The 23,648-nt window shown below is 43.1% G+C and carries 24 protein-coding genes and 1 tRNA gene; 13 read left to right on the plus strand and 12 right to left on the minus strand.

Annotation, left to right across the window (positions count from 1 at the left end; translation table 11 throughout):
• Positions 1-244: 244 nt before the first annotated feature.
• Positions 245-424, plus strand: coding sequence for a hypothetical protein (locus tag ACFGVR_RS19145; RefSeq protein WP_448699053.1), 180 nt, complete (start codon positions 245-247; stop codon positions 422-424).
• 248 nt (positions 425-672) lie between these two features.
• On the opposite strand, the gene ACFGVR_RS19150 is transcribed toward ACFGVR_RS19145, so the two are convergent.
• Both ACFGVR_RS19150 and ACFGVR_RS19155 read right to left on the minus strand, forming a co-directional pair.
• On the minus strand, positions 673-1,089 hold the full coding sequence (locus tag ACFGVR_RS19150) for a hypothetical protein (protein WP_448699054.1): 417 nt from the start codon (positions 1,087-1,089) through the stop codon (positions 673-675).
• A gap of 147 nt (positions 1,090-1,236) precedes the next feature.
• On the minus strand, positions 1,237-1,974 hold the full coding sequence (locus ACFGVR_RS19155; protein ID WP_448699056.1) for an SDR family NAD(P)-dependent oxidoreductase: 738 nt from the start codon (positions 1,972-1,974) through the stop codon (positions 1,237-1,239).
• A gap of 247 nt (positions 1,975-2,221) precedes the next feature.
• Between ACFGVR_RS19155 and ACFGVR_RS19160 the strand changes: the two genes are divergently transcribed.
• From ACFGVR_RS19160 to ACFGVR_RS19170, 3 genes are all read left to right on the plus strand, one after another.
• Positions 2,222-3,331 (plus strand): hypothetical protein, encoded by a 1,110-nt coding sequence (locus ACFGVR_RS19160; protein ID WP_448699057.1) that lies wholly within the window; start codon positions 2,222-2,224, stop codon positions 3,329-3,331.
• Between the two features lie 178 nt (positions 3,332-3,509).
• Positions 3,510-5,033 (plus strand): hypothetical protein, encoded by a 1,524-nt coding sequence (locus ACFGVR_RS19165; protein ID WP_448699058.1) that lies wholly within the window; start codon positions 3,510-3,512, stop codon positions 5,031-5,033.
• Positions 5,034-5,042: 9 nt separating this feature from the next.
• Positions 5,043-5,585, plus strand: coding sequence for a hypothetical protein (locus tag ACFGVR_RS19170; RefSeq protein WP_448699059.1), 543 nt, complete (start codon positions 5,043-5,045; stop codon positions 5,583-5,585).
• 20 nt (positions 5,586-5,605) lie between these two features.
• On the opposite strand, the gene ACFGVR_RS19175 is transcribed toward ACFGVR_RS19170, so the two are convergent.
• Positions 5,606-6,628: an LLM class flavin-dependent oxidoreductase gene (locus ACFGVR_RS19175; protein ID WP_448699061.1), complete on the minus strand. Its 1,023-nt coding sequence runs from the start codon at positions 6,626-6,628 to the stop codon at positions 5,606-5,608.
• A 666-nt stretch (positions 6,629-7,294) separates the two neighbouring features.
• On the opposite strand from ACFGVR_RS19175, the gene ACFGVR_RS19180 reads away from it, so the two are divergent.
• Positions 7,295-9,733 carry a sulfatase-like hydrolase/transferase gene (locus ACFGVR_RS19180; protein ID WP_448699062.1) on the plus strand — a complete coding sequence of 813 codons (2,439 nt, stop codon included), beginning with the start codon at positions 7,295-7,297 and terminating at the stop codon, positions 9,731-9,733.
• A gap of 169 nt (positions 9,734-9,902) precedes the next feature.
• Here ACFGVR_RS19180 and ACFGVR_RS19185 read toward each other — a convergent pair.
• The 7 genes from ACFGVR_RS19185 to ACFGVR_RS19215 form a co-directional block, all read right to left on the minus strand.
• Positions 9,903-9,990, minus strand: a tRNA-Ser gene (locus tag ACFGVR_RS19185).
• A gap of 98 nt (positions 9,991-10,088) precedes the next feature.
• Entirely contained in the window at positions 10,089-11,057 is a 969-nt protein-coding gene (locus ACFGVR_RS19190) for a YihY/virulence factor BrkB family protein (protein WP_448699064.1), read from the minus strand.
• A 10-nt stretch (positions 11,058-11,067) separates the two neighbouring features.
• The gene (locus tag ACFGVR_RS19195) at positions 11,068-11,475 is read right to left on the minus strand and encodes an acyl-CoA thioesterase (RefSeq protein WP_448699066.1); all 408 of its coding nucleotides are present in this window, start codon (positions 11,473-11,475) and stop codon (positions 11,068-11,070) included.
• Positions 11,475-12,527 carry an endolytic transglycosylase MltG gene (gene mltG, locus ACFGVR_RS19200; protein ID WP_448699067.1) on the minus strand — a complete coding sequence of 351 codons (1,053 nt, stop codon included), beginning with the start codon at positions 12,525-12,527 and terminating at the stop codon, positions 11,475-11,477. Before mltG ends, ACFGVR_RS19195 begins: the two co-directional genes overlap by 1 nt.
• Before the next feature lie 4 nt (positions 12,528-12,531).
• Positions 12,532-12,837: a rhodanese-like domain-containing protein gene (locus ACFGVR_RS19205; RefSeq protein WP_448699068.1), complete on the minus strand. Its 306-nt coding sequence runs from the start codon at positions 12,835-12,837 to the stop codon at positions 12,532-12,534.
• Positions 12,838-12,839: 2 nt separating this feature from the next.
• Positions 12,840-13,604: a PASTA domain-containing protein gene (locus ACFGVR_RS19210; protein ID WP_448699069.1), complete on the minus strand. Its 765-nt coding sequence runs from the start codon at positions 13,602-13,604 to the stop codon at positions 12,840-12,842.
• A gap of 106 nt (positions 13,605-13,710) precedes the next feature.
• Positions 13,711-16,128: an AsmA family protein gene (locus ACFGVR_RS19215; RefSeq protein ID WP_448699070.1), complete on the minus strand. Its 2,418-nt coding sequence runs from the start codon at positions 16,126-16,128 to the stop codon at positions 13,711-13,713.
• A 137-nt stretch (positions 16,129-16,265) separates the two neighbouring features.
• On the opposite strand from ACFGVR_RS19215, the gene ACFGVR_RS19220 reads away from it, so the two are divergent.
• The 8 genes from ACFGVR_RS19220 to ACFGVR_RS19255 all read left to right on the plus strand — a co-directional run bounded on the left by ACFGVR_RS19220 (position 16,266) and on the right by ACFGVR_RS19255 (position 22,350).
• Entirely contained in the window at positions 16,266-17,255 is a 990-nt protein-coding gene (locus tag ACFGVR_RS19220; protein WP_448699071.1) for a D-alanine--D-alanine ligase, read from the plus strand.
• A 36-nt stretch (positions 17,256-17,291) separates the two neighbouring features.
• Positions 17,292-17,927: an ABC transporter ATP-binding protein gene (locus ACFGVR_RS19225; RefSeq protein WP_448699073.1), complete on the plus strand. Its 636-nt coding sequence runs from the start codon at positions 17,292-17,294 to the stop codon at positions 17,925-17,927.
• Positions 17,927-19,042 carry a hypothetical protein gene (locus tag ACFGVR_RS19230; protein WP_448699075.1) on the plus strand — a complete coding sequence of 372 codons (1,116 nt, stop codon included), beginning with the start codon at positions 17,927-17,929 and terminating at the stop codon, positions 19,040-19,042. The genes ACFGVR_RS19225 and ACFGVR_RS19230 overlap by 1 nt, the downstream gene beginning before the upstream one ends.
• A gap of 84 nt (positions 19,043-19,126) precedes the next feature.
• A complete protein-coding gene (locus ACFGVR_RS19235) occupies positions 19,127-19,306 on the plus strand; it encodes a hypothetical protein (RefSeq protein WP_448699076.1) in 180 nt (59 codons plus the stop codon).
• A 90-nt stretch (positions 19,307-19,396) separates the two neighbouring features.
• Positions 19,397-19,879, plus strand: a complete 483-nt coding sequence (locus ACFGVR_RS19240) for a hypothetical protein (protein WP_448699077.1) — start codon at positions 19,397-19,399, stop codon at positions 19,877-19,879.
• Between the two features lie 122 nt (positions 19,880-20,001).
• On the plus strand, positions 20,002-20,637 hold the full coding sequence (locus ACFGVR_RS19245) for a peroxiredoxin (protein WP_448699078.1): 636 nt from the start codon (positions 20,002-20,004) through the stop codon (positions 20,635-20,637).
• Between the two features lie 142 nt (positions 20,638-20,779).
• On the plus strand, positions 20,780-20,977 hold the full coding sequence (locus ACFGVR_RS19250; protein ID WP_448699079.1) for a cold-shock protein: 198 nt from the start codon (positions 20,780-20,782) through the stop codon (positions 20,975-20,977).
• Positions 20,978-21,081: 104 nt separating this feature from the next.
• Entirely contained in the window at positions 21,082-22,350 is a 1,269-nt protein-coding gene (locus tag ACFGVR_RS19255; RefSeq protein ID WP_448699080.1) for an MFS transporter, read from the plus strand.
• A gap of 149 nt (positions 22,351-22,499) precedes the next feature.
• Here ACFGVR_RS19255 and ACFGVR_RS19260 read toward each other — a convergent pair whose 3' ends face one another.
• Positions 22,500-23,258: a hypothetical protein gene (locus ACFGVR_RS19260; RefSeq protein ID WP_448699081.1), complete on the minus strand. Its 759-nt coding sequence runs from the start codon at positions 23,256-23,258 to the stop codon at positions 22,500-22,502.
• Position 23,259: 1 nt separating this feature from the next.
• The gene (locus tag ACFGVR_RS19265; protein ID WP_448699082.1) at positions 23,260-23,637 is read right to left on the minus strand and encodes a GntR family transcriptional regulator; all 378 of its coding nucleotides are present in this window, start codon (positions 23,635-23,637) and stop codon (positions 23,260-23,262) included.
• Positions 23,638-23,648 lie beyond the last annotated feature (11 nt).

The raw sequence follows: 23,648 nt of genomic DNA on the forward strand, positions 1-23,648 counted from the left end.
ATACTTAATTGCCGTAAAATTTATCAATATCCTAATGTAACGCTATCAATAATGATTTCGTGATAAATCGCATTTAATTTGATATTAAAATAACACTTTGGAATGTTTTTTGAATATTATGCATGCATAGCGAATTATATTGTATAAAATCCTAAAAGTGCAGGCAAACTATGAAAAACGGAAGATGTTGCTTTAACTTTGATGTTGCAATCTAAAAGCTTAGATACAAGTAAATTTTAGTGTTATGATAGTCATTTTAGAAGTATTGGCAATTGTAGGCGTATTTGTTTTACCTATAATTTTATCGCCCAAAAAGAAGAAAAATACAGCAACAACTTATACCCGTCTTGAACTTAGTAATGAGTATGGCGTTGACCAGGACGGTTACCTTGTGAGGCTCGAACATAACAAGGCGATACTTTAGTAGTATCAGCAAATAAACTCATTAAGCCGACATGTACAAACTTTGTGCAATTGTCGGCTTTTGTTTTATACAGTTTTAATATTTTATTAAAAAATGTATTAAAAACACGTTTATTTTCTGAAATTTTTAGCTCAATATCATTTTTAACATGAAAATTAACCATCACTTTGCTTTTTGTTTACACTAAAGTAATAATTTATTAATTAGTATCAAAATTTTAATTAAAAATAAAGTAACAAAAGATATATTTATGATTTAGTGCCTTTACTTTCCTGCATCCGTTCCCTCAATTTCTCTTTCATCTCATCTTTGGCAGCTTCATACTGTTTGTACTGATCAGAGGTAAGTACCTTTTTAAGCTCTTTGTCTTTGGTGTTTTCAATTTCCCGCATCTGCCTTAATTTTGCCAGTTTACCACCATCACCTTTTAATACCGGCTCCATTTTTTGTGCTGCTGCCAGGTTAATGGCCTGTATTTTTATCACTTGTACGGTATCTAATCGCAATTTAGCTTTCATCATGCTGGTTTGCATTTGGGCCCGTTGTTCGGGAGTAGAGTTCTTGAGCATCTCAGTTTTATCCTGCGCCCAAACAGGTGTGTTTATTATACAGAAAAACAGTAAAAAGCACAGGCTGATGGTAGTTTTGATCTTATTCAGTTTCATGATGATAAAGTTTTTTTTGCAAACTAATATAATGAAAAATGATACATATGACTACTCGTAACATAGTGGTTTAATTCGCCGGGAGGGTGTAAACAAAAAATCCCGCATTTGAGCGGGATTAGTATTAAAACAGATGTTTTTGTTTGCTTAGAAACCTATCGAGTTGCCGCCATCTACGGGCAAAACAACCCCGGTGATGTATTTCGCCGCATCTGATGCCAGGAAATAAATAGCTTCGGCTACATCTTCAGGCTCACCTAAATAGCCTATGGGCGTACGGCTCATTACTTTTTGCTTTCTTTCGGGATCGCTATCCAAAGCTTTAGCCGACATGTTTGTTTTTATAAAACCCGGAGCCACGCAGTTAACCCGTATACCTTTCGGCGAAAGCTCAACAGCCATAGCTTTGGTCATGCCTTCAATACCGGTTTTAGCTGCTGTGTAAGCAATAACAAGGGGGATGCCATATTGTGCCGCCATTGAGCTGATATTGATGATACACCCTTTATGCTCTTCGAGCATTATTTTAGTAACCTCGCGGCTTAACGCAAAAACCGAGTTTAAATTAGTCTGAATAACTGACTGAAAATCGGAATCAGTTACGGCAGTAAAAGGCTTCTTCATGTTAATACCGGCATTATTAACTAATATGTCGATCTGGCCATGTTCCGTTGCAATATCTGCTACCAGTTGCGGTATACCCTCAAGATTACTTAAATCAAATACTTTATAGGTACAAAGCGCGCCCATTTCTTCGGCCACTTTTTTAAGGTTATCCTCATTACGGCCAATGATAATGGTTTTCACACCGCATTGGACAAACTTTTTAGTAGCAGCAAGGCCCAACCCTGATGCGCCGCCGGTAATAATTACTGTTTTTTGCATTGTATTACTAAGATTTGTAAGTAAAAGTTGCTGTTTTTAACCACTTCCGTAAAGGTATTTAGCTTCGCAATCGATTACAATGCAAGTTTAAAAAGAATAATTGTTTTTCGGAGAATATTATTGATTAATTTATGCTTAATGTTTTGCGCTTTTACTATCGCCATCCGTTTAAGTACTAAATGGGTTGACTTAAGATAAGGGAGATACAAAAATTTTTGTATTAAATTTACTTATCAAACGCGTTGTTATGGCTGAAAGATACGTCACAGTTACAGCAAGACAGCAACCGGCCGCGCACACGGCCAGTGCAGGAGGGAAGTCAATGCCTGCGGTGCCGGTATTACAGCGAAAACCAAAAGAACAGGAAGAAATATCTTTAGAATCACCCCAGGCTGATTTACAGAAATCTGCCGGCTTGGCGGTTGCACAACGTACACCAGCCATTTGGGCAAGAGATGCTTATATAACCCGTATACTTACACTTGAACGAAGCGGCACATTTGAAACGTTTAGCAAATGGAAGAAAGTAAAAGACCTGATAGGCGAATACCAGGCTTTACAGGATGACCAGTATATGGAAAGAGGAAGAATATTAAGAGCTATGAGGGAAAAGGCTGAAGACTGGTTTGCAGCTCATCCCGTACCAGCAAACGGAGTAGAGGATGCTAAAGTAACCAATATACGAACTGAAATACCCGGATTGATCAGGTTTATCGCAGCAGAGGAAAAAACAACAGCAGAAGATGCCTATTACAGCCGCGACCCTGTGACGCTCGATCAGTCGGTGCCAAGGGAGCTGAAAGCCGGCATTGGCCGCTTTGATAGCGAAGACGTAAAAGCACGAACACTGTTTAATAATTTCAATAATAACCTGAGGTTCAATTACATCGGTGCCGCTGTCAATGTTAAGATAGCTATTGTAAGCCGCACGGGCGACTGTGTAACACTGGCCGGCCTTTACATATACGTAGCCGAACAATTAGGGATAAATGCAGTGCTTGGCCAGCGGCAGGCAACCCAATTGGGGCCCGCACGCGCTGTTAATGGCCGCAATACCGTGGGTAATACACACGGAGAAACCCACTGGTATTTTCAAAATCATTATTGGGCAATAGTAAATGGCGTAAATTACGATCTGCTTTATAAAGCGATCAACCCGGCCCCACCCGCACTTGTGGCAAGCGAGGCAACGTACAATGAAGTAAATTATACCATTTTTACCAATGGTTGTTGCGTTATAGGAACCAGTGAGCGTGACAAGTTAACAGCCGATACCATCCAGGGGCAAGGGCGTGTTTTTACAACCGAAGATGATGCAAAGGGATTTATTGATGGGAATAAAATTGTACATCAGTAATTTTTCAAAAATTTCTGATAGGTTATAGTTCACAGCCCACTACAATGCAAGTTATTTTGCACCTAATTAATATTACTGCTCATTAAAACGATTTAAAATAGTTTAATAAATATTGCAACAACAGAAGTTTTCTTTAAATATAATTTTTTTTATACCTTGTATTATTAATATTTCACCATTGAAAAATCAAGCGGAAAAACGGCCGGCTACAAATGATTCAGCATCCGCAAATGCTGCACAAAGGGTAGGTTCGGGCGCCGCTAACCATCAGCCAGTGGGGGTTAATGATCATGCCCGCCAATTGCAAGCCTATCAAAACATGGTTGATGATAGCCCTCGTATTAAGCAACTAAAGAGCTATCAAAATATTGCCGATAAGGGTGTTAAGCAATTTAAAACTAAAACTAAAAACAATACAGTAAGCAGTGCGCCGGTTATTCAACGTTGGGAGTGGCCATCGTGGGTGCCGTGGGCAAAGAAAAAAGATCCTTATGAGGGCTTGGATGCGGGCCAAAGACATCTCGCTCACATTACAGAGGGGGCCGACCGTGATGAACGGGCTGAACGGGCATTAATTGACCATGGCCAACATACCGGCCGTTACGGACGCAGCAATGTGAGTTTACTGGAAAATTACCAGAATGCTGTACATGGGTCAACTTCATCACCGCTTCATCAAACCGCTGCTGAAAAAACAGGGCAGGTAGGCAGCGGAGCCTCTTTTATAGGCGGACAAACAACAAACCTAAGTCACCTTATCGGAGACGAGGGACTGGGTGCAGGCGGCGAATGGACAAAGGTTGGTGGCCAGGGCCTTGGTGTAGTTGGCTCGGTTGCCAAAGCGGCACTTGGTATTCACGATATCGCAACTTCGCAGGACCAGAAAAAAGATAAAGCTATAAAAGGTGTGGATGTAGTAAGCTCTTTGGGCAGCGCAGTTCAAACCGGTGCCAACGGGCTCGGTACTTTATCAGGTGCAATACCTGCCTCCGGGGCTTTGTCAACAGCGGCAAGCATAGCTGCCCCGGTAATTGCACCGGCAGCTATTGTAAAAAGCGGGGCTGACGTGGTAACGGGTTTGGCTACAGGCGGCCTTGCACACTACCGAAGTAATAAGTTACAGGAGCTGGGCCAGCAGGCAATGGAAAAAGAATCCATTATTAAATTTGCCATGGATAACCAATGGACAAAAGCCAAAGCCAATTATGCCAAAGCGGCGGGCGGAGCATTGGGAGTGGCAGGCGGGGCATTACTGCTTGCTGCCGGGCTTAGTAACCCGGTTGGCTGGGGTTTATTGGCTGCTGCAGGCGGAGTTGCACTTGGTGTTGCGCTTTACAAAATGTATAAAAAACATCAATCGGGTAACGCCTTACTTGAGGAAAGAGGTTCGCTTAGAAATGATAATATAGTAGTACCACAGCACGTTGGGCGAAGAGGTATTGGCGACTATTTTAAAACGGAGGCCATGCGCAGGCATGATAATGTACGCGGGCAGATCGCTACTAATTTAGCACAGTCTGAAGGAACTTCGCCTTATGATGACGGGCCAAATACAGCAAGTAAAATAGTAAGTAACCTGGGTGTGGGTGAAAAGAAAAAACCGGATGAAGAAAGTGATTTGATCAGTGCATTAGATGCTGACGCAACCGAAAAAGCGCGACACGAACGGGCTAAAGCCATAGCTAAAGGACTTGACATTTAACCCACGATAATGGCAAACGACAATCACTTAGCACAACTACGCCAGTTTAAAGAAATATTAAAAAAAGAAGGTTTTGAAAGCCAGGTATTAGACGTAACTGAACAAAGACCCTACGAAACTTTGTTAGTAGCACTGCCAATGGAAGGTCGCCCGGAAGGCAGCCTGCACATGGAGTTTTCTTTTTTGCCCGATATGGAGGCACAGCTTGATGGCTTATCACTTTTGCAATGCTTTGTGGCCATAGCAGCTATAGATATGGATAATACAGATATGCGTACCGCTATCTTAAACATCAACAAGTTTTGCCCGCTGGTAGCCTTTGGCGTATTGAACAATCCGCATATTATCTATTTCAGGCACACCATGATGCTTCATGCCGATTGGCAACAAAACACAACGCTGATAACGCAAACAACCTGGCTTATCAGTTATTTGCTGGAAATGTTCGGACCTGGTCTTACACAACTCGCAACCGGCTCATCCAAAATAACTGATGCGTTTAACGGGCATCAATTTGAGCACCTGATTCTGGGTGATCCGAAAGGATTTTAGACCATCAAAGTCATCCAGCATTACCGCCAACCCAATCCTGGTGCAACGTGCTCCAAAATAGACGACAGTACATGAACATTATAATCAACCCCTAATGTATTAGGTATAGTTAAAAGTACTGTATCGGCTTCCCGGATGGCTTCGTCTTCAGCTAATTGTTTGATCAGTTGATCCGGTTCTGCAGCGTAGCTTCTTCCAAATATGGCACGCTTGTCGGGTTCAATATAACCAAACTTGTCGGCCTGGCCGGCTTCCCGTCCAAATAAATACCTATCCTGATCGTTCACCAAAGCAAAAATTGACCGGCTCACCGAAACCCTGGGCTCACGTTTGTGCCCTGCTTTTTTCCAGGCTTCTTTATACAGCCTGATCTGTTCGGCCTGTTGTACATGGAAGGGTTTACCGTTTTCATCAAACTTTAAGGTAGAGCTTTGCAGATGCATCCCATTTTCGGCCGCCCATACGGCTGTTGCGTTAGAAGCAGCGCCCCACCAGATACGTTGACGTAACCCCTTAGAATAGGGCTCCAGGCGCAACAAACCCGGAGGATTAGGAAACATAGGGTACGGGTTGGGCTTGGCAAAACCTGCACCATCCAGCCTATCTAAAAACTGCAACGCTTTATGGCGTCCCATTTCCGCATCGGTTTCTCCCTCAACAGGCTCATAACCAAAATAGCGCCAGCCATCTATCACCTGTTCCGGCGAGCCTCTGCTTATGCCCAATTGCAACCGCCCGCCCGAAATCAGATCGGCTGCCCCGGCGTCTTCTATCATATACAATGGGTTTTCGTAACGCATATCAATTACCCCGGTGCCGATCTCTATTTTACTGGTTTTAGCGCCTATGGCTGATAGCAAAGGAAACGGCGATGCCAGTTGCGCCGCAAAATGGTGCACACGAAAATAAGCCCCGTCGATACCGATCTCTTCGGCAGCAACAGCCAGATCAATCGATTGAAGAAGGGTATCGCTTGCTGTGCGCGTTTGATATGAAGGATGATCGGCCCAGTGTCCGAACGATAGAAATCCTATTTTTTTCATAAGCGTTTTGGGTTTGAAATAGCCCGGCAAAGATAACGATTGCTATGGTAGGAATGTGTGCCCTGACATGTAGTATAAAGCAAAAAAAAGCCACCCGAATCGGGTGGCTTTTTCTGTTGCGGAGAGTTAGGGATTCGATGTTCACCGTATGACCCTTTTCCCTCTTCCTCTAATGCCGGTCTTCCCATCGTCGTAAGATCTGAAACGTAGTGCAAGATCGCCCTGATCCCCGAAGGGTAAGTCGTTTAATCGTGGCGAAAACGTGACTTGCTCCTTCGGGAAAAAGATACATTTATTTACTGAAGCTGATCCGTTTGCTTTTGACTTTTCCCTTTAAGACTACAGGTCAAGGTAATTCCGATTACCACAAATTCGTATCATTTTATAATATGCATCTTAAAGCCGCATCTTATCGGGTGTGATTTATTAATATCGCACATATCTTTAATCATCTGATCTATTGTGATAAGCAAAATACTATTGATAGTTTGAACTGTATCAAATTATTCTAAAAGATGGCTGAAGTTTCGGGACAATTTGATATTAGGTAAGTGATCTATTTTATCAAAGTTATTATGAAAAAAGTAACGAAACGTGCTATGTTCTCCGGAACCATTGATAAGGTGGTTATTGATCTGAAGTGAACATGTATTCAATAAACTTATTATGAAAAAGTTCATTATTGCCATTATTCCGTTCCTAATGCTGCTGGCAGCATGCGGGCAAAAAAAGACAGAAAATGTCGGCGGTGCTGACCAAAATGAAACGGTGCAAAACGAGAATGACAGCAACAGCAATATCCCCAGATCTGATCCGCATTTTAACGGAACAATTGCCCCCACTATTGAAGGGTCAAAAGCCGATTATCCGCCGCCGGTGAAAGCACCGAAAGGCGCACCTAACGTGCTCGTCATTTTGCTGGATGATGTAGGCTTTGGTCAAACCAGCACGTTCGGAGGCCCGGTCCCTACGCCTGCGCTCGACAGGCTTGCCAAAAACGGACTCATGTACGATCGCTTCTTCACAACTGCACTTTGCTCTCCCACCCGCGCCGCGTTGTTGACCGGCCGTAATCACCACTCTGCCGGAACCGGCGTTATCATTGAAATGGGTACCGGGTTCCCCGGTTACACCGGCATGATACCCAAAAGCACAGCATTGATCTCAAAAATGCTGCAGGGCAATGGTTATGCTACTTCCTGTATTGGTAAATGGCATAACACTCCCGACCCTGATCTGACCCCGAGCGGGCCGTTCGACCGCTGGCCCACAGGCATGGGGTTCGATTATTTTTATGGGTTCAATAACGGCGAGACCCACCAGTACTATCCCGTATTATATCGCAATACTACTGCGGTCGATCCGCCAAAAACACCTGAGCAGGGTTATCACTTCATTAACGATATGACAAATGAGACCATACAATGGATCGGCAACGCACATGCGTCTAAACCCGATCAGCCCTGGTTTCTTTATTATTCTTCCCCTGCCGCACATGCGCCGCATCACGCCCCAAAAGAGTGGAGAGATAAGTTCAAAGGACAATTTGATCAGGGGTGGGATAAGTTGCGTGAGGAAACCTTTGAACGTCAGAAAAAAATGGGCGTCATTCCGGCAAATACCAAACTTACACCACGCCCGGCCGAGATCCCTTCGTGGGATTCGCAAAGCCCCGATGCTAAAAAGGTATACACCAGGCTAATGGAAAATTACGCAGGCTATCTGGCCTATGGCGATAGCGAGATAGGACGGGTAATAAACTACCTCGACCAAAGCGGGCAGCTGGATAATACGCTGATCTTCTACATCGTTGGCGATAACGGGCCCAGTGCCGAAGGTGGCTTGGAAGGTACCTTTAGTGAGATGGCCTCTCTGCTTGGCTATAATCCGGGTTTAAAAGGTACGCTAAGCCGCATTGACGAGATCGGAGGCCCTACATCCGAACCACATGTGCCCGTAGGCTGGGCCTGGGCTTGTGCTTCGCCGCTTAAATGGACCAAACAAGTAGCCTCACATTTTGGCGGCACCTGTAATCCACTGGTCGTACACTGGCCGGCCGGTATACACGCGAAGGGAGAGATGCGCAGTCAGTTTCACCATATCATTGACATTGTTCCCACCATACTCGAGGCCAGCGATATCAAGGCGCCCGAATACGTCGATGGCATTAAACAAAAACCCATCGAGGGGGTAAGCATGCTGTATTCATTTAACGATGCCAAAGCACCCGGCAAACATACCGTACAATATTTTGAGATGTTGGGCAACCGGGCCATCTATAAAGATGGATGGGTGGCTTGCAGCCGGTTTGGCGTGCCCTGGATAATGGGAAATAAAGATGTGAGCCAGCTCAATTCGGCCCCATGGGAATTGTATAATATTAGTGAAGATTTTAGCGAGGCCAATGACCTTGCATCTAAATATCCGGACAAACTTGCCGACCTCAGGAAAGTTTTTGACGAAGAAGCCAAGAAATATAATGTATACCCGATAGACGTGCGCATGACGGAGCGCTTTAACCCCGCATTGCGCGAGACAGGCGCGCCGAAGACGAACTGGACCTATAATACCTCCGTACGGATACCCATTAACGCAGGCCCATTGCTTTGGGTGAGCCCGTTCGAAATGACTACAGATGTTAATATACCCGCTAACGGTGCCGAAGGAGTGATTGCCTGCGCCGGAGGGTTGACCGGCGGATGGACATTTTACGTGATGAACGGGAAGCTGAATTTTGAATATAACTATTTCGGTTTCGAACGTCATAAGATCGTTTCCTCTCAAAAGGTGCCAGCAGGTAAAGTGAGCCTCAGGGGTGTCTTTGTGCCTAACGCCGGTGTTAATAAGGGTGGCTCATTTACACTTTTTATAAATGGGCAACAGGTTGGACAAACCTCATTCGATAAAAGTTCATTCGCTCTAAGCGGAGAACCTTTCGAGGTGGGACAGGATGCTATTTCGCCTGTAAGCATGGATTATATGTCAAAAGGCAAGTTTTCGTTTTCCGGTAACATCAATAAGATCACCTTTCAACTTACCAATGCCCAACATGCACAGGTTCAGGCAAGAAAGCAATATAAGCAGTTGGCCTATGGGGATGAGTAGTTGGTTATTGTTCAGAAGCAACTGGAGAGTAGATGAATGAATTAAGTCGCTCGTTTGCTCCGATGAGAAAAAATGCCTTTGTTGATGTCACGTTCCGATATTCAAAGAAAATGCAAAAAGCGCCCAAATCATATGATTTGAGCGCTTTTCAGTTGTCTTGACTTTCGTCTGGCGGAGAGTTAGGGATTCGAACCCCAGGACCTGTTACAGTCAACAGTTTTCAAGACTGCCGCAATCGACCACTCTGCCAACTCTCCGGGGTCAAAAGTACAAAACCCGGCCGAATTGGCAAATTTGATTTTATATTTTTTAAAATAGTGTTAACCTATTGGAAACAAATTGTTTACCCAAGCCCTTAGTTGGTTTTTGGTGTTTTAAAGGTGTTGAACTTGGGCTTCACTATCTTCACCGTCCGCTTGGAAAGGTCAATACTGGCGTTCAATTCAAAGCCAAGCAGCACGATCATGGAGTTAAAATACAACCAGATCATCACCACGATCAAAGTGCCGATCGATCCGTATATTTTATTGTATGACGAAAAATGATCGATATAAAATGAGAAAGCAAATGAGGTCAATATCGCTAAAAACGTAGCCAGTATAGAACCCGGGCTTAGAAACTTCCATTTTTGTTTGTGCGCAGGCCCGTAGCGGTACAGTATGGATACCGTGGTAAAGTAAAGCACTACTACAATGAGCCAACGTGATACCTGTATGAGGTATATCCATAGCTTGCTTTTAGACTCGAACACAAACTGGATGGAACTAATAATGTTCTGGCTCAATACCATAGTTGCAATGGCTACAAATAAGGATAAAGAGATGAGTATGGTAAGCACCAGTGCTATCCAGCGGCGTTTGTACCAGCTGCGGGTTTCGGTTATCAATGATGACTTGTTAAACTCACGCATCAGCTTGTTGATGCCATTTGTAGCGAATACCATAGCCGATAAAAAGCCAAACGACAACAAGCTCACATTTTGCTTTTTTACAACATCTTCAATAGTTGATTGGAAAGCGATGTAGGCGTTATTGGGTAATATGAGTTGGATGATGTCCAAAAAACGTTTTTGAAAGTGCCTGAAAGGTATGTAGGGGATAAGTGTAAACAAAAAGATAATACCCGGGAACATGGCCAGTAAAAAACTATAGGCTAATGATGATGCTTTGTTTACCAGGCTGTATTGTTTTACTTCTTCGAAAAAGAAGGTAGCTACGGTATATACCGGCAACGGGCGAAACCCCGGGATAATAATAACCTTTAGCCAGTCTAAAAAGTACCGGTAAAATCTAAATCTCAGCAAAAATCGGTGCAACCAGTCCATCTAACCAAACTTACGCAAAAATCGGGCGCATTTTATCCAAAAAATACTGAGGCGCCATACAGGGCCGTTTGGTTTTCATATCAACAAACACCAGCAGGGTTTCGCCGGTGTTAATCAGTTCACCCTGTTCGTTGGTTAGTTCGTACTTAAAGTGTATGCGTACACCGGGCATGGTTTCCATAATCACTTTGATCGTGATCTCTTCGTCATACAACGCTGGTTTGATGTATCGGCATTTAAGTTCCAGTACGGGCATCATTACCCCAAACTCTTCCATACCGCGGTAGGTGAGGCCTATACTGCGCAGCATCTCTACGCGGCCAACCTCATAAAACTCGGCGTAATTGCCGTAGTACATATAGCCCATCTGGTCGGTTTCGCCGTAGCGTACACGTAATTTTGTGGTATTTACAAACATTAGCGCTTGATGTTTCTGCGGTTCAAAGCCTCCTGGAATGCGCGTGCGTTGATCTGGTGCTGGGCAGATGTGCTGGCAAAATTAGTATAGCCCGAAAAATCAGGTTTGGCACACATATAAATATAATCGTGATGCTGATAATCCAATACGGCGTTGATCGCGTTAAGCGATGGCATCATAATAGGGCCCGGCGGCAACCCTGTATACATATAAGTATTGTAAGGTGAGTTGGTTGCCAGTTGCTGCCTTAAAACCCGGTGAATGCTAAAGTCGTGCAGGGCAAATATCACGGTTGGGTCGGCTTCCAGTTTCATCCCTTTTTTCATGCGGTTCAAATACAATCCGGCTATGATCGGCATTTCGCTGTCGTGCAGTGCCTCGGCATCTACTATCGAAGCTAAGATGGTTACCTTGATCGGGTTCAAACCCATTTCCGAAGCTTTTAGTTTTCTTTCCGACGTCCAAAACTTTTCGTATTCGTTGTGCAGCTTGCTGAATATTTTACGTGGCGAACTGTTCCATTTAAACTCGTAGGTGTTAGGCAGTATCATGGTGTACACGTTTTCGGGCGTAAAGCCAAACTGCTGTACATAAGCAGCCGAATCGAGCAGGTTGATGATGGATGCCGAATCCGGTTCGAGTTTTTTACCCATAAAACCTGCAAAATCTTCTTTTAAACGCATGTTTTTGATCGCTACACTCACAGGCTCCTGCGTGCCCGATTTCAGCATATTGATCAGTTTGCGGTTGGTCATCCCTTCGTGCAGGTGGTAACGGCCGGGCTTTACGTTATATACATAATGCATACTGATGGCCGCATCCCTGAAAGATACGCTATCGCTCAACATGCCCTCTCTGTTCATATCGGCATAAACATCGTTAAAATTAGAGCCGGTACGTATATACAGATACTCTTGCTTGCCTGTTACATTGGGCCCGAAATAGCGGAAATAGTAAAATACGCCGGTCGCGATAAGCGATACAACGATAATGAGTATCAAGGCTATAATAAACTTACGGACCCCGCCTGTTTTTTTTTGTTTTGCAGTCATCTTATTAAATGCTTTTGTCTGTTCGTTTAAGCGCTATCAAACCGCCCTTCAAATTTTTCACGTTGTTATAACCATTTTGCTGTAAAATAAGTTTGCCGGTATTGCTGCGCATACCAATTTTACACATTACAATAATCTCGTCTTCCTTATCCCATTCCAGGTCATCAAAATGGGTTGCTAATTTTCCCAGGGGTATATTTATACCACCAATATTATAGGTATGGTATTCCAGCTCTTCGCGCACATCCAGCAGGTTTAGTTTTTCACCTTCGCTTAGCCGTTGTTTTAACTCTTCGGCGGTAATATCCATGTTTAGTTTTTTTGGATCACCGTGAGGTTAACGCGTGTGCCGATGCTTACTTTGCTGGTCGAATCGCTTTTAGCAGGCACCTGCGATTGTACTACCATTTTTGTCGAATCGGTGATCACACCATAGGTAACGGTACCGATAATCAAACCCGAGTTGCTGATCACAAATTTGGCGGCATCCAGGTCCTGCCCAACCACATCCGGCACTTCAACTTCGCTGGCGCCTTTGCCATCGCCTAAAACCAGGTCAATTTTTGATCCTTTCGGGATCTTACTGCCCGGCGTTAATATCTGCCCGGCAAATTTAACCTGCAATACCCGGTCGCGTGCTATATCGTGGATATAAGTTGTGTCTCCGATCTTCAAACCGTAGTTTTTGATGTTGGCTACTGCGCTATTATAAGTATCCTGGGTCAAATCGGGCAGGGCTACAGGTGGCGCAAGGCTTTTAACCACGGTGAGGTATATGGTTCGGTTCTCTTTTACGTTGGTGCCGGCATCAGGGTCTTGTATAATAATAGTACCGGGTGCTTTATCTGCCACATAAACGGAATCTATCTGGTACTTGAACCCCTGGTCATCCAGCAACTGGGTAGCCTTGTCAATATTAGTACCCACCAATACCGGCACCGGGATACCCGATCCGTGGCGGGTATAATAACCAAGACTTAAAAATACGATGGTAATGATCAAGATAACACTACCTATGGCTATGCCCAGGTTGATATAGAACTGCCTGGTTTTTAAGTAATCAATAAATTTACTCATTGTAAAGTATAAGCTTGCTATATTTTTATTCAAATTAGCACTCAAACATAGTTGAAAAATTTCAAATAAGCACAGCGATTTACTATTTGATATCAATACCCGTCAATTATTTGTGATTCTTGTTGCGGCTTATTTTGATCTTCCCGGTACCATCATCTTTTACTGAAAGGTGCAGCACAATACCTTTATACCGCTGTTTTTGTAATTCATCGTTATCGGTGATCTTGTCATCATTTTTAGGGTTTCGCAAAGGGAGGTCAACAGCAATATCCGTACCGCCTGTTAAACCATAAGTGCCGGCTATGTCGGCGTTTATAACGCTTGAAGTGAGCTGCATGGGAGCGATAACTATTTTATTGCCATTGATATCAAATTTGGCATCCAGTACAGGGATTTGAATATTATTAAGATCGCGAAAGGGGAAAGCTATTTTACCGATAGTTTTTAAAGGGTTATAATTTAACAAAGCGCCGTTTTTTAAATTAAGGGTAACAAAACCGTTTAACGAATTGGAAACTATCGATGCCTTGTTATTGAGATTACCTGTAAGCTGTGTTTTCGCCGATAAATACCCTTTCAGGTTATTGTAAGTAATACCTTTCAGACCGAAATTATCAAACGCGTAAAAAAACTCGCTGATATTTACATTACTTACTGTTGTGCTTATGGTAAACCTGTTTGCTGCCTGGCTTTGCAGCATTTTACCATGCAATTGCAGCGAACCGCCGGCATGTTTAACTGTGATGTTATTAATAGAAATACCTTCGTCAGTCAGGGCAAGATCAGCTATGGCGTTGGTGGCTAAAAATTTATAGTAATAAACTTTATCAACCTTAAGGTGTAATTGGGCACGGGCATGGTTTATAGCATTACTTAAGCCAATGGTGCTGATGCTTTTGTTGCTGCTCGCGGCCTGCGTTTGATGGCGATTATTTAAAAAACCTAAAAATTCACCTAAATACAGTTGTGGACTCCTGATGTTCCAGTCGATAGCTATTTTTTGGGGAGCGTTGTAGTACAGGTTTAAAAAGTTATTGACCCGTCCGTCCATCATTACAATGCTTTTACCGCTTTGTAACCTGATGTTGTTTAATATCAGGTTATCGCCAATAAAATTGAGCGATAGGGACGAGTTTTTAAGCGCAAAATTGTTAGGCAGATAATTAATATCCGCATTTTTAAGGTTGATTGTACCTGCGATAAAGGGTTTGTTGAGCGCGTAATCGACAACGTCGGCTTTATATTGCAGCAGCATATCAGCAGTGCCTTTACCAAAGGTTGCTGTTTTACCCAGCATATAGTTGAGATTGCTTACCGGGAAGTTTGCCCTGAAATTACCCGTGGCGATAGGTTTTTCGAGGTTGGCAACGCTCGCGGTATCAACTGTAAAAGGGATATGATTATAAGTGCCCGACAGATCATGGAGCCGGATGATGGAATTAATGTCGCTCAATTCTTTCCCCTTGATATTTAAATTGGTATAAAGACCGTCGAAATTACAATTGTCAATAACTGCGCCCGGTACGGTTAACCTGTTGTTGCGCACCATGGCGGTGATATATAAAAACGGATCGCCGCCGCCGCTTAAATTGCCCGCAATAAGAGCCTTAACTTTAATCGGTTTATCCAAGTTGAACATGTTAAGTGATTTAGTAATATTGGCGGAAAGCAATGATGATGCACCTCCCCAGGTAATGTTATCCGATGCTAAATGGATACGGAACGAGGCCGGTTTTTTGCCGGTAGCAAATTGCGCGTTAACGCCAAAAGTAATACCGCCAATGTTAAAATTATTTGATACGATGCTGATATTTCCACTTAAGCGGTTTTCGCCTGTTGTAAGATCGCCATCGATGAGCTTACCCTTGATAAAGCTGCCGTTAGTGAGGTTAAAGGCCATGCTGTTAGCCAGAACATTTAAATGTACTTTTGCATGCCAACCGGAATCAGGGAAATCCATTTTGCCTTTAAGACTGTTGATATTGAACGAGAATAGCTTATTTGCGTGCTGATCGTCGACAGTGAAACTTATATTGGTGAGGCTAAATTTGCCAATCTGCGGCATGCCCCCGCCTTTGTTGCTATCGCCGGGTTTACTGTTATCGCTCTTTTTAAAAATGCTGATATTGCTGTAACCTGTACTATCGGTAAACAAATTAATTGCCGCGTTAGTAATAGTGACATGATCTATACTGATAGTGCCTTTTAACAAAGCCAGCGCGTTTACTGCAACATCAAAGTCTTTTGCATCAAGCAGGGTGTGGTGATGCTTCGGGTAGCGCTTATCGCGGATGAGTACGTTTTTTAGCGACAATGAAATATCCGGAAAGCCTTTAAAAAATGCCGGTTCGAGGTCGCCGATGGAAATTTTACCATCCAGGTTTTTATTCATCTCGTTCGACACCATGGCCAATACCCTGGTTTTATTGTGGTTGATATACAAAACCACCGCTTCTAAAAGGATGATCATGACGATGATCAGCACACCTATAGCCTTTAAGCTGATTTTTAACCATTTTGGCATTTCGGCGGATTTAAGTAAAATATTTGTTCGGGTTAGATAAGAACCGGAAGTTTAACAGGAGAAGGGTAGAGGTGTGTATGTAAATATAAGAATAATCTGTTTATTTGGAGAATTATTACATCACTATACAGATTAAAATGAGCATTAAAAATATAGCCCTTTTGGCCGGCGGTTTTAGCGGCGAATACGAAGTTTCGATAAAAAGCGCGAAGTATATTGCCGAGAACTTGAAACCCGAAAAGTATAAAGTTTATACTATTTTAATAACCCGCCAGGATTGGTTTTACGTAGCCGGTAACGGTGAAAACATCTCTGTTGATAAGAACGATTTCAGCTTAACGCTGGATGGTAAAAATATCAAATTCGATTTTGCGTTCATCACCGTACACGGTACGCCGGGCGAAGACGGCAAGCTGCAAGGCTATCTGGATATGCTGGGCATACCCTACAATACCTGCGATGCCACTACATCAGCCATCACCATGAACAAGGCTTACACCAAAGCTATTGTGCACGGTATTGAGGGTTTGCATACAGCCCGATCAATGCAGTTGTTCAACCATGATGGGCACGATGTGGCTACAGTTGCCAACCGCCTTAGGTTCCCGTTGTTTATCAAGCCTAACAACGGCGGCAGCAGCGTGGGCATGAGCAAGGTGCATAATGTAGCCGGTTTACCCGATGCTTTAGAGCGCGCTTTTAAAGAAGATAACCAGATATTGGTTGAAGAATTCATTAAGGGCCGCGAGTTTAGCATCGGTATTGCCCGCTTACATGGCGAACTGGTGGTATTACCGGCTACCGAAATCATCAGCACCAAAGAGTTTTTTGATTATGAGGCCAAATACACTTCGGGCATGTCAGAAGAGATCACCCCGGCAAACCTTACTGCCGAACAAAATGCCACTATTGCCCGCATAGTGCGCGAAGTTTACCTACGATTGAACTGCCACGGCATGACCCGCGTCGATTTCATTTTGCAGGAAGATACGCTTGATTTTTACTTTATCGAGATCAATACCACGCCCGGCCAAACCGCCGCCAGCCTGATACCGCAGCAGGTTAGGGCAGCGGGTATGGATATCAAAGAGTTTTACGATGCCCTGGTGATGGGGGCGGTTCGTTAAATGTAACAAAGGCTCGGTAACAGTCATCTAACATTCATGCTCAGCTTCAAAAACTTTAAAAAATCGTATGGTGCATTTCCTGCATTAAAGGTTCCGGATCTGACGCTCGATCCCGGTATTTACTGGATCAAAGGCATAAACGGATCGGGTAAAAGTACTTTGCTCAAATCCGTAGCCGGTATTTTAAGTTTTGATGGCGATATTTTGCTGGATAATTCCACCAGTATAAAGAACGATGCGGTAGCTTATCGCAAGCTGGTTAACTTTAGCGAGGCCGAGGCCCTTTTTCCGGAATTTATTACCGGTACCGAATTGATCGACCTGTTCACCTCGGCCAAAGGCGGCCAAAAAGGGCAGGAGCAAAGCCTCATTGACAGTATGAAGATGCAGGGCTTTGTTGGCCGCCCGGTGGGCACGTATTCCAGCGGTATGCTCAAAAAGCTATCACTGCTTTTAGCCTTTTTAGGCCAGCCAAAGATGATCCTGCTGGATGAGCCTCTGATCACCATCGACACCGCCTCGCTGGAAATACTGTACACCTGGATAGCCGACAGGCACCGCAACAACGGCACCACCTTTTTACTTACCTCGCACCAGGCGCTGGATGCCGAAATTTTACCCGAGGCCAAACAGTTGTTGGTTGAAGATCAAACGTTAAAATTCATCGGCTGATGAGCTCGCCGCTAACCAATATCCTGCTTAATATCTTCGCGGCCGGTTTTTACCGGGTACATGCAGGCATTTTGTTTTTCCTCTTCCTGGTGATGTTCGGTTTAGTTGAACCTGCCCAACTGATCGGTTATCATACTTCGCTTATGCTGGCCTTTATAACCAACCCGGCAATGATGGCCGTTGTTTTTGCCATCTGGCTGCTGTACACTTTTAAAGCCTGGCACTATGTAACCGGGCAGATATTTGCCGTGCAGCAGCAGTTTTTGTTTTACAGCACCACATCGTACGCCAAAACCAAACAGTTTACCAGCTGGTTAATTGTGCAGGCCACCATCAGTTTACCTGTTTTAGCTTATGCGGGTGTAAGCTGTGGTGTAGCTATCAGGCATCATTACTTTTTATCGGCTTTAGCCATACTACTTTATTTAGCTGTTATAATATGCTGTAGCTCATTGTTTTATATCCGATTAGTTAACCGCCTGATAGACGGTAACAAACAATCCTATTTGATCCGCTTAACGCAAAACTGGCAAAAGCCATATTTTAGTTTGTATGTATACCACGTGTTTGATAAACTAAAGCTAACTTACCTCATAACCAAGGCCTTATCTTATTTTATCATCACCGGCGTTTTCCTGCTTTTCGCGGATGTGAGTCATGATACCCGTGTTGCCGGCATCGCTATACTGGCTATTGCTATGGCTCACGCCATTGTGATATTTGAAGAACGTAAGTTTGAAGAAACCTTTTTAAGCTTTTCGCGAAACCTGCCTTATTCCAGGTTAAAGCTTTTCTCGTCCTTCGCGGGTGTTTACCTCTTGCTGCTTTTACCGGAGGGTGTTTGGCTGTTCACCCGCTTCGCACCGCTGATGGCTATCGGATTATTTGCTTTCGCGATAAGCATTACTTTGCTGTATCACAGCTTTTTATACCTCTTTGGATTGAACATGGATAAATACCTGCAGTGGGTGCCCGGTATGTTTGTATTGATCTTTTGGTTGATCATGTTTAAGCTGCTTTGGGTGATCATACCGCTGATCCTTGTTATTGCTTTCGGGATATTTTACACCAATTATTATCAGGTGCCGATGGTGATTAAGGAAGAGGAGAAATAAGAGACAAGAAGCAAGACAGGGAGTTTTTTATTTGCGTAAGTTGCTAATTTTGTGTATATTGTATGGTTTGAGATGGATAAAATCATGACAAGAATTGAACGACATGCAAACATCGGTATACCGATGAATACCTATGTGATACCGATGTGTTTTATCGGTGTTAAATTCGCCAAAAGTGCATTTGGGTTGAATTTTGAAGGTTTTGGTGGAAAAGTTGAGAAAAATACCGAAGAATACCTATGTTTTCACTCGCTATCTGCATAGCCGCTCTGTAAGTCGGGGATTGCTTCGTACCTCGCAATGACGTGATGGAGAAATAAATTGTTGAAAATACCCACAAATACCCACCCTGATATGCAAACAGAATATTACCTCGATCTATTTCAACACGCTGCAGAGCACATAGATCTCAGTCAAACTGATTTAGAACTCAAAGTAGGAGTGTGGCTCAATTCGGTTGTATTGAAAATCCAAAAACCATCATGGCGAAACAGTGAGGGTGATGCCTTTCAAAGTGGTATCTTCTTCTCGGTATGGCTGAATGATGAATTGCTCAGTAAAAATAAGTTGTACTATAACATCCACGCTTTAAAACTCAGGGAACTAAATTCTTATCGCTTAAAAAGTCGCGACTTTGCAGAGGCTTTTCGCGACCTGTTTAAACCGTTCGAAGTTGAGTGGCCGAATGTGAGTACTGGTTTTGGTCCGCTTACGTTGATGGAAGGCTGGGTTGAACTTGATACCGAAAAACTGGAAAAGCAGGTACACCAATTTTCTTCAAGTTTTTTGAGGATCTATCCGATCATAGATAAACTGCTGCTGGGTGTAAAAAAGTAGTGGCGAAAAGCAACTGTTTGTTTTATCTCATATTTTTAAAATAAAATTTCAAAAGACGTTTATAGCGTGTAGATTTGTTTTAATCTATAAAATTAGTCGACATTTTTAAAACAACCATTATCATGAGTTTACGATTAGGCGATACCGCACCAAACTTTACAGCAAAAACCTCACAGGGTGAGATCAATTTTTACGATTATTTAGGCGACAGCTGGGGCGTACTGTTTTCGCACCCGGGCGATTATACACCGGTGTGTACCACAGAATTAGGCCGTACAGCTGCTTTAAAAGACGAATTTACCAAACGGAATGTTAAAGTTATAGCGCTGAGCGTTGATTCGGTTGAATCGCACGATGGCTGGATCAAAGACATTAATGAGACCCAGGGCGTTGAGGTTAACTTCCCGATCATTGCTGATGCTGACCGTAAGATATCAGAAGCATATGATATGATCCACCCGAATGCTTCGGTAAACGCAACCGTACGTTCGTTATTTATCATCGCCCCCGATAAAACTGTGAAACTGATCATTACTTACCCGGCATCAACCGGCCGTAACTTTGTGGAGATATTGCGCGTGATCGATTCGCTGCAACTGACCGCCAAATACAGTGTGGCTACACCAGTAGATTGGAAGGATGGGGAAGACGTTGTGGTGGTGCCTGCCATCAAAACTGAGGACATTCCGGCTAAGTTTCCGAAGGGCTATACAGCAGTAAAACCTTACCTCAGAATCACCCCTCAACCAAATAAATAATTTTTATTGCATTTAATTGTTAATTTTATATCTTTGAATTTAAACGCTTAATTGGTTGATTTCCTTTCTGATAAATATCCCCTTTACAGTTCGGTGACGTTTTAAGCCTAATGATTTTTTAATACTATTACTATTATTTATTATGAAAACTGGAAAAGTAAAATGGTTTAACACTCAAAAAGGTTATGGTTTCATCGTTACTGAAGATGGTAAAGACCTGTTTGTGCATTTTAAAGACGTACAAGGTGGCGTAAATGCTATTAAAGATAACGATAACGTAGAGTATGAGGTAGAAGAGGGCAGAAAGGGATTGCAAGCTGTCAACGTAAAAAAGGTATAAGTTAATTATCAACCATAGATTTTGAACCCCTGAAAAATTTTCGGGGGTTTTTTTATGCATCTTATTGCGATTGCTTATTTTAGTCGGCCATAAAACCCCTGTAAATGACAGATACCTCTACCTCCAAAATCTCAAGAAACGTCGTATTCCTGGTACTGGTAGCCTCTTTAGGCTATTTTGTTGATATTTATGATCTGCTGATCTTTTCCATCCTGCGTAAAGCCAGTCTCACAGGTATCGGCGTTCCGGCCGATCAGCAAAAGGATGTAGGCCTGTTCATTCAGAATGTACAAATGGGCGGCCTGCTCTTGGGTGGTATTGTTTGGGGCATTATAGGGGATAAGTTTGGCCGTATCAAGGTGTTGTTTGGTTCTATTTTGCTATATTCAATAGCCAACTTTGCCAACGGCTTTGTTACTGATGTAAATACCTACGCTATTATCCGTTTTATAGCAGGTGTTGGCCTTGCCGGCGAATTAGGCGCAGGTATAACGCTGGTAAGCGAAACCATGAGTAAAGAAAACCGGGGCTACGGCACTATGATGGTAGCGGTTATCGGCTTGTTTGGCGCTGTTGCGGCGGCTATTGTAGCCAAACACTTTAGCTGGCAAACTTCCTATTTTATCGGCGGTGGCTTAGGCGTATGCCTGCTGTTGCTGCGCATCGGTACATTCGAATCGGGCTTATATAAAAGTGTTGCCGAAACCAAAATATCAAAAGGCAACATGCTTATGCTGTTTAACAACGGCAAACGCTTCTGGAAATACCTTTGCTGTATATTGATCGGTACGCCATTGTGGTATGTTGTCGGCGTTTTAGTGTTCTTATCGCCCGAATTTGGTAAGATATTACACGCCACAGCGCCTTTAAGCGCCGGCGACGGGGTAATGTGGACCTATATCGGTATCTCTATCGGCGACGTGTTTGCCGGCGTTTTAGCACAGGTGCTTAAATCGCGTAAGATCACTATCCTCACATTCCTGTTGTTATCCGTTGTCAGCGTTGTATTTTACCTGAGAGCCGAAGGCATGACTCCCGGCTATTTTACCTGGCTTTGCTTGTTTATGGGCGTTGCCGTAGGTTATTGGGCAAATTTTGTAACCATCGCATCAGAGCAGTTTGGCACAAACATACGTTCCACAGTAACTACCACCGTCCCCAACTTTGTTCGCGGTGCTTTGATACCGATTACTGCCTTGTTTAATTTTATTGTGAGCCGTTTTAATCACGATGGCCCAAATTCTCCGGCACAGGGTCCGGCCATGATTAGTAGCGGCTACGTCACGATGGGCATTTTAACCCTTATTGCACTGCTTGCCCTAAGCCAGCTGAAAGAGAGTTTTGGAAAAGACCTGGACTATGTTGAAGAATAGGCAGCCGGATATTTACCGATAAGTTTATAAGCGGGGTATAGCCCATTTCTCTGCTAAAGTTGAGATAGGCCATACCCATACTAAACGAGCAGGTAATTACCAGTAACACCAAAAGTCCGCTTATAAATATCTTTTTCATGGTTGTGCAGTTATTTACTGATAAGGTGTTTTAGTGCTGCGCCTGGTATATCAATGCGTGCCTCGTCGGCTACCGTACATTCAAATTTGCCAATGTTTAATTGATCTATCTTTAACAAGCTTTTGTAATTGATGGCCAGGTTGGCGGTGTTGATTTGATTATCCTTATGGATAATTAAATGTGAAGTGCCGTTAACTATCGTTTTTAAAGTATTGATTGTATTTGTTTTCAAATCAATAATCCCCTCGTTTTGTCGGATCAATAGGCTATCAAGTTTAAAATCATGAACCTTAACAGAGTTCGGGTCAAATTCAGTAAGTGAAGGAGTATAGCTGATACCTATCGGGTTTTTACTTGTTTCGTCGGTGTAAATATTTGTTTCCAATAAATTCAATTTCGGGCAACTGATAACAATCTCATTATACCCCCATATACTTTGAGCCTCATGTTTGCCTGGTTGTTGTGCTGGTAACTTATCAAAATGAATACTGATCAATAACCGGTTACCAACTTTAGTTATTTTAACCGAGTCCTGCGAATGCTTATTTCTTAGTACGGAAAATTCACCTTGTTTAACAATCACGTGCATCATGCTTGCGCCTGTAATGGTTATCTTATCAAAACCATTAATATTATAGCTGGTATAGTTGCTCAAGGGATCTTTATACTTGCCGGTTTGGTACTCTGCCTTTAAAGCAGCGTTATATACCATAAGCACAATTATAAAAATCACAAAGGCGCTTAATATAAATTTGTTACTTGTCTTCATTTTATTCCGTTTTAAAATTTTCTGATTTAAAATTTTCATATCTGGCCTGTAAGTCTTCCAGGGTAATATCCAGCAGGTAAATATTCCTAAAAAACTCCGGCAGGTCCTGTTGTAAAAAACGCTCCTTGCGGTAGGCCTTTACCGTTTTTATACCGTCGGCAGCTACAAAAAAACCAATACCTCGCTTATTAAATATCACTTCCTGGCTTTGCAAAAACTCGTAGGTACGCATCACGGTATTGGGGTTTACTTCCAGCTCAATAGCCAGGTCGCGCACCGAGGGTATTTTTTCATCGGGTAACCAAATCCCCCTTAATATTTTTTCGCTCACAAACGCTGCTATCTGCAGGTATATGGCTTCGTTATTTCTAAATTCCATTTCTTCGCTCT

The sequence above is a fragment of the Mucilaginibacter aureus genome (assembly GCF_053514885.1).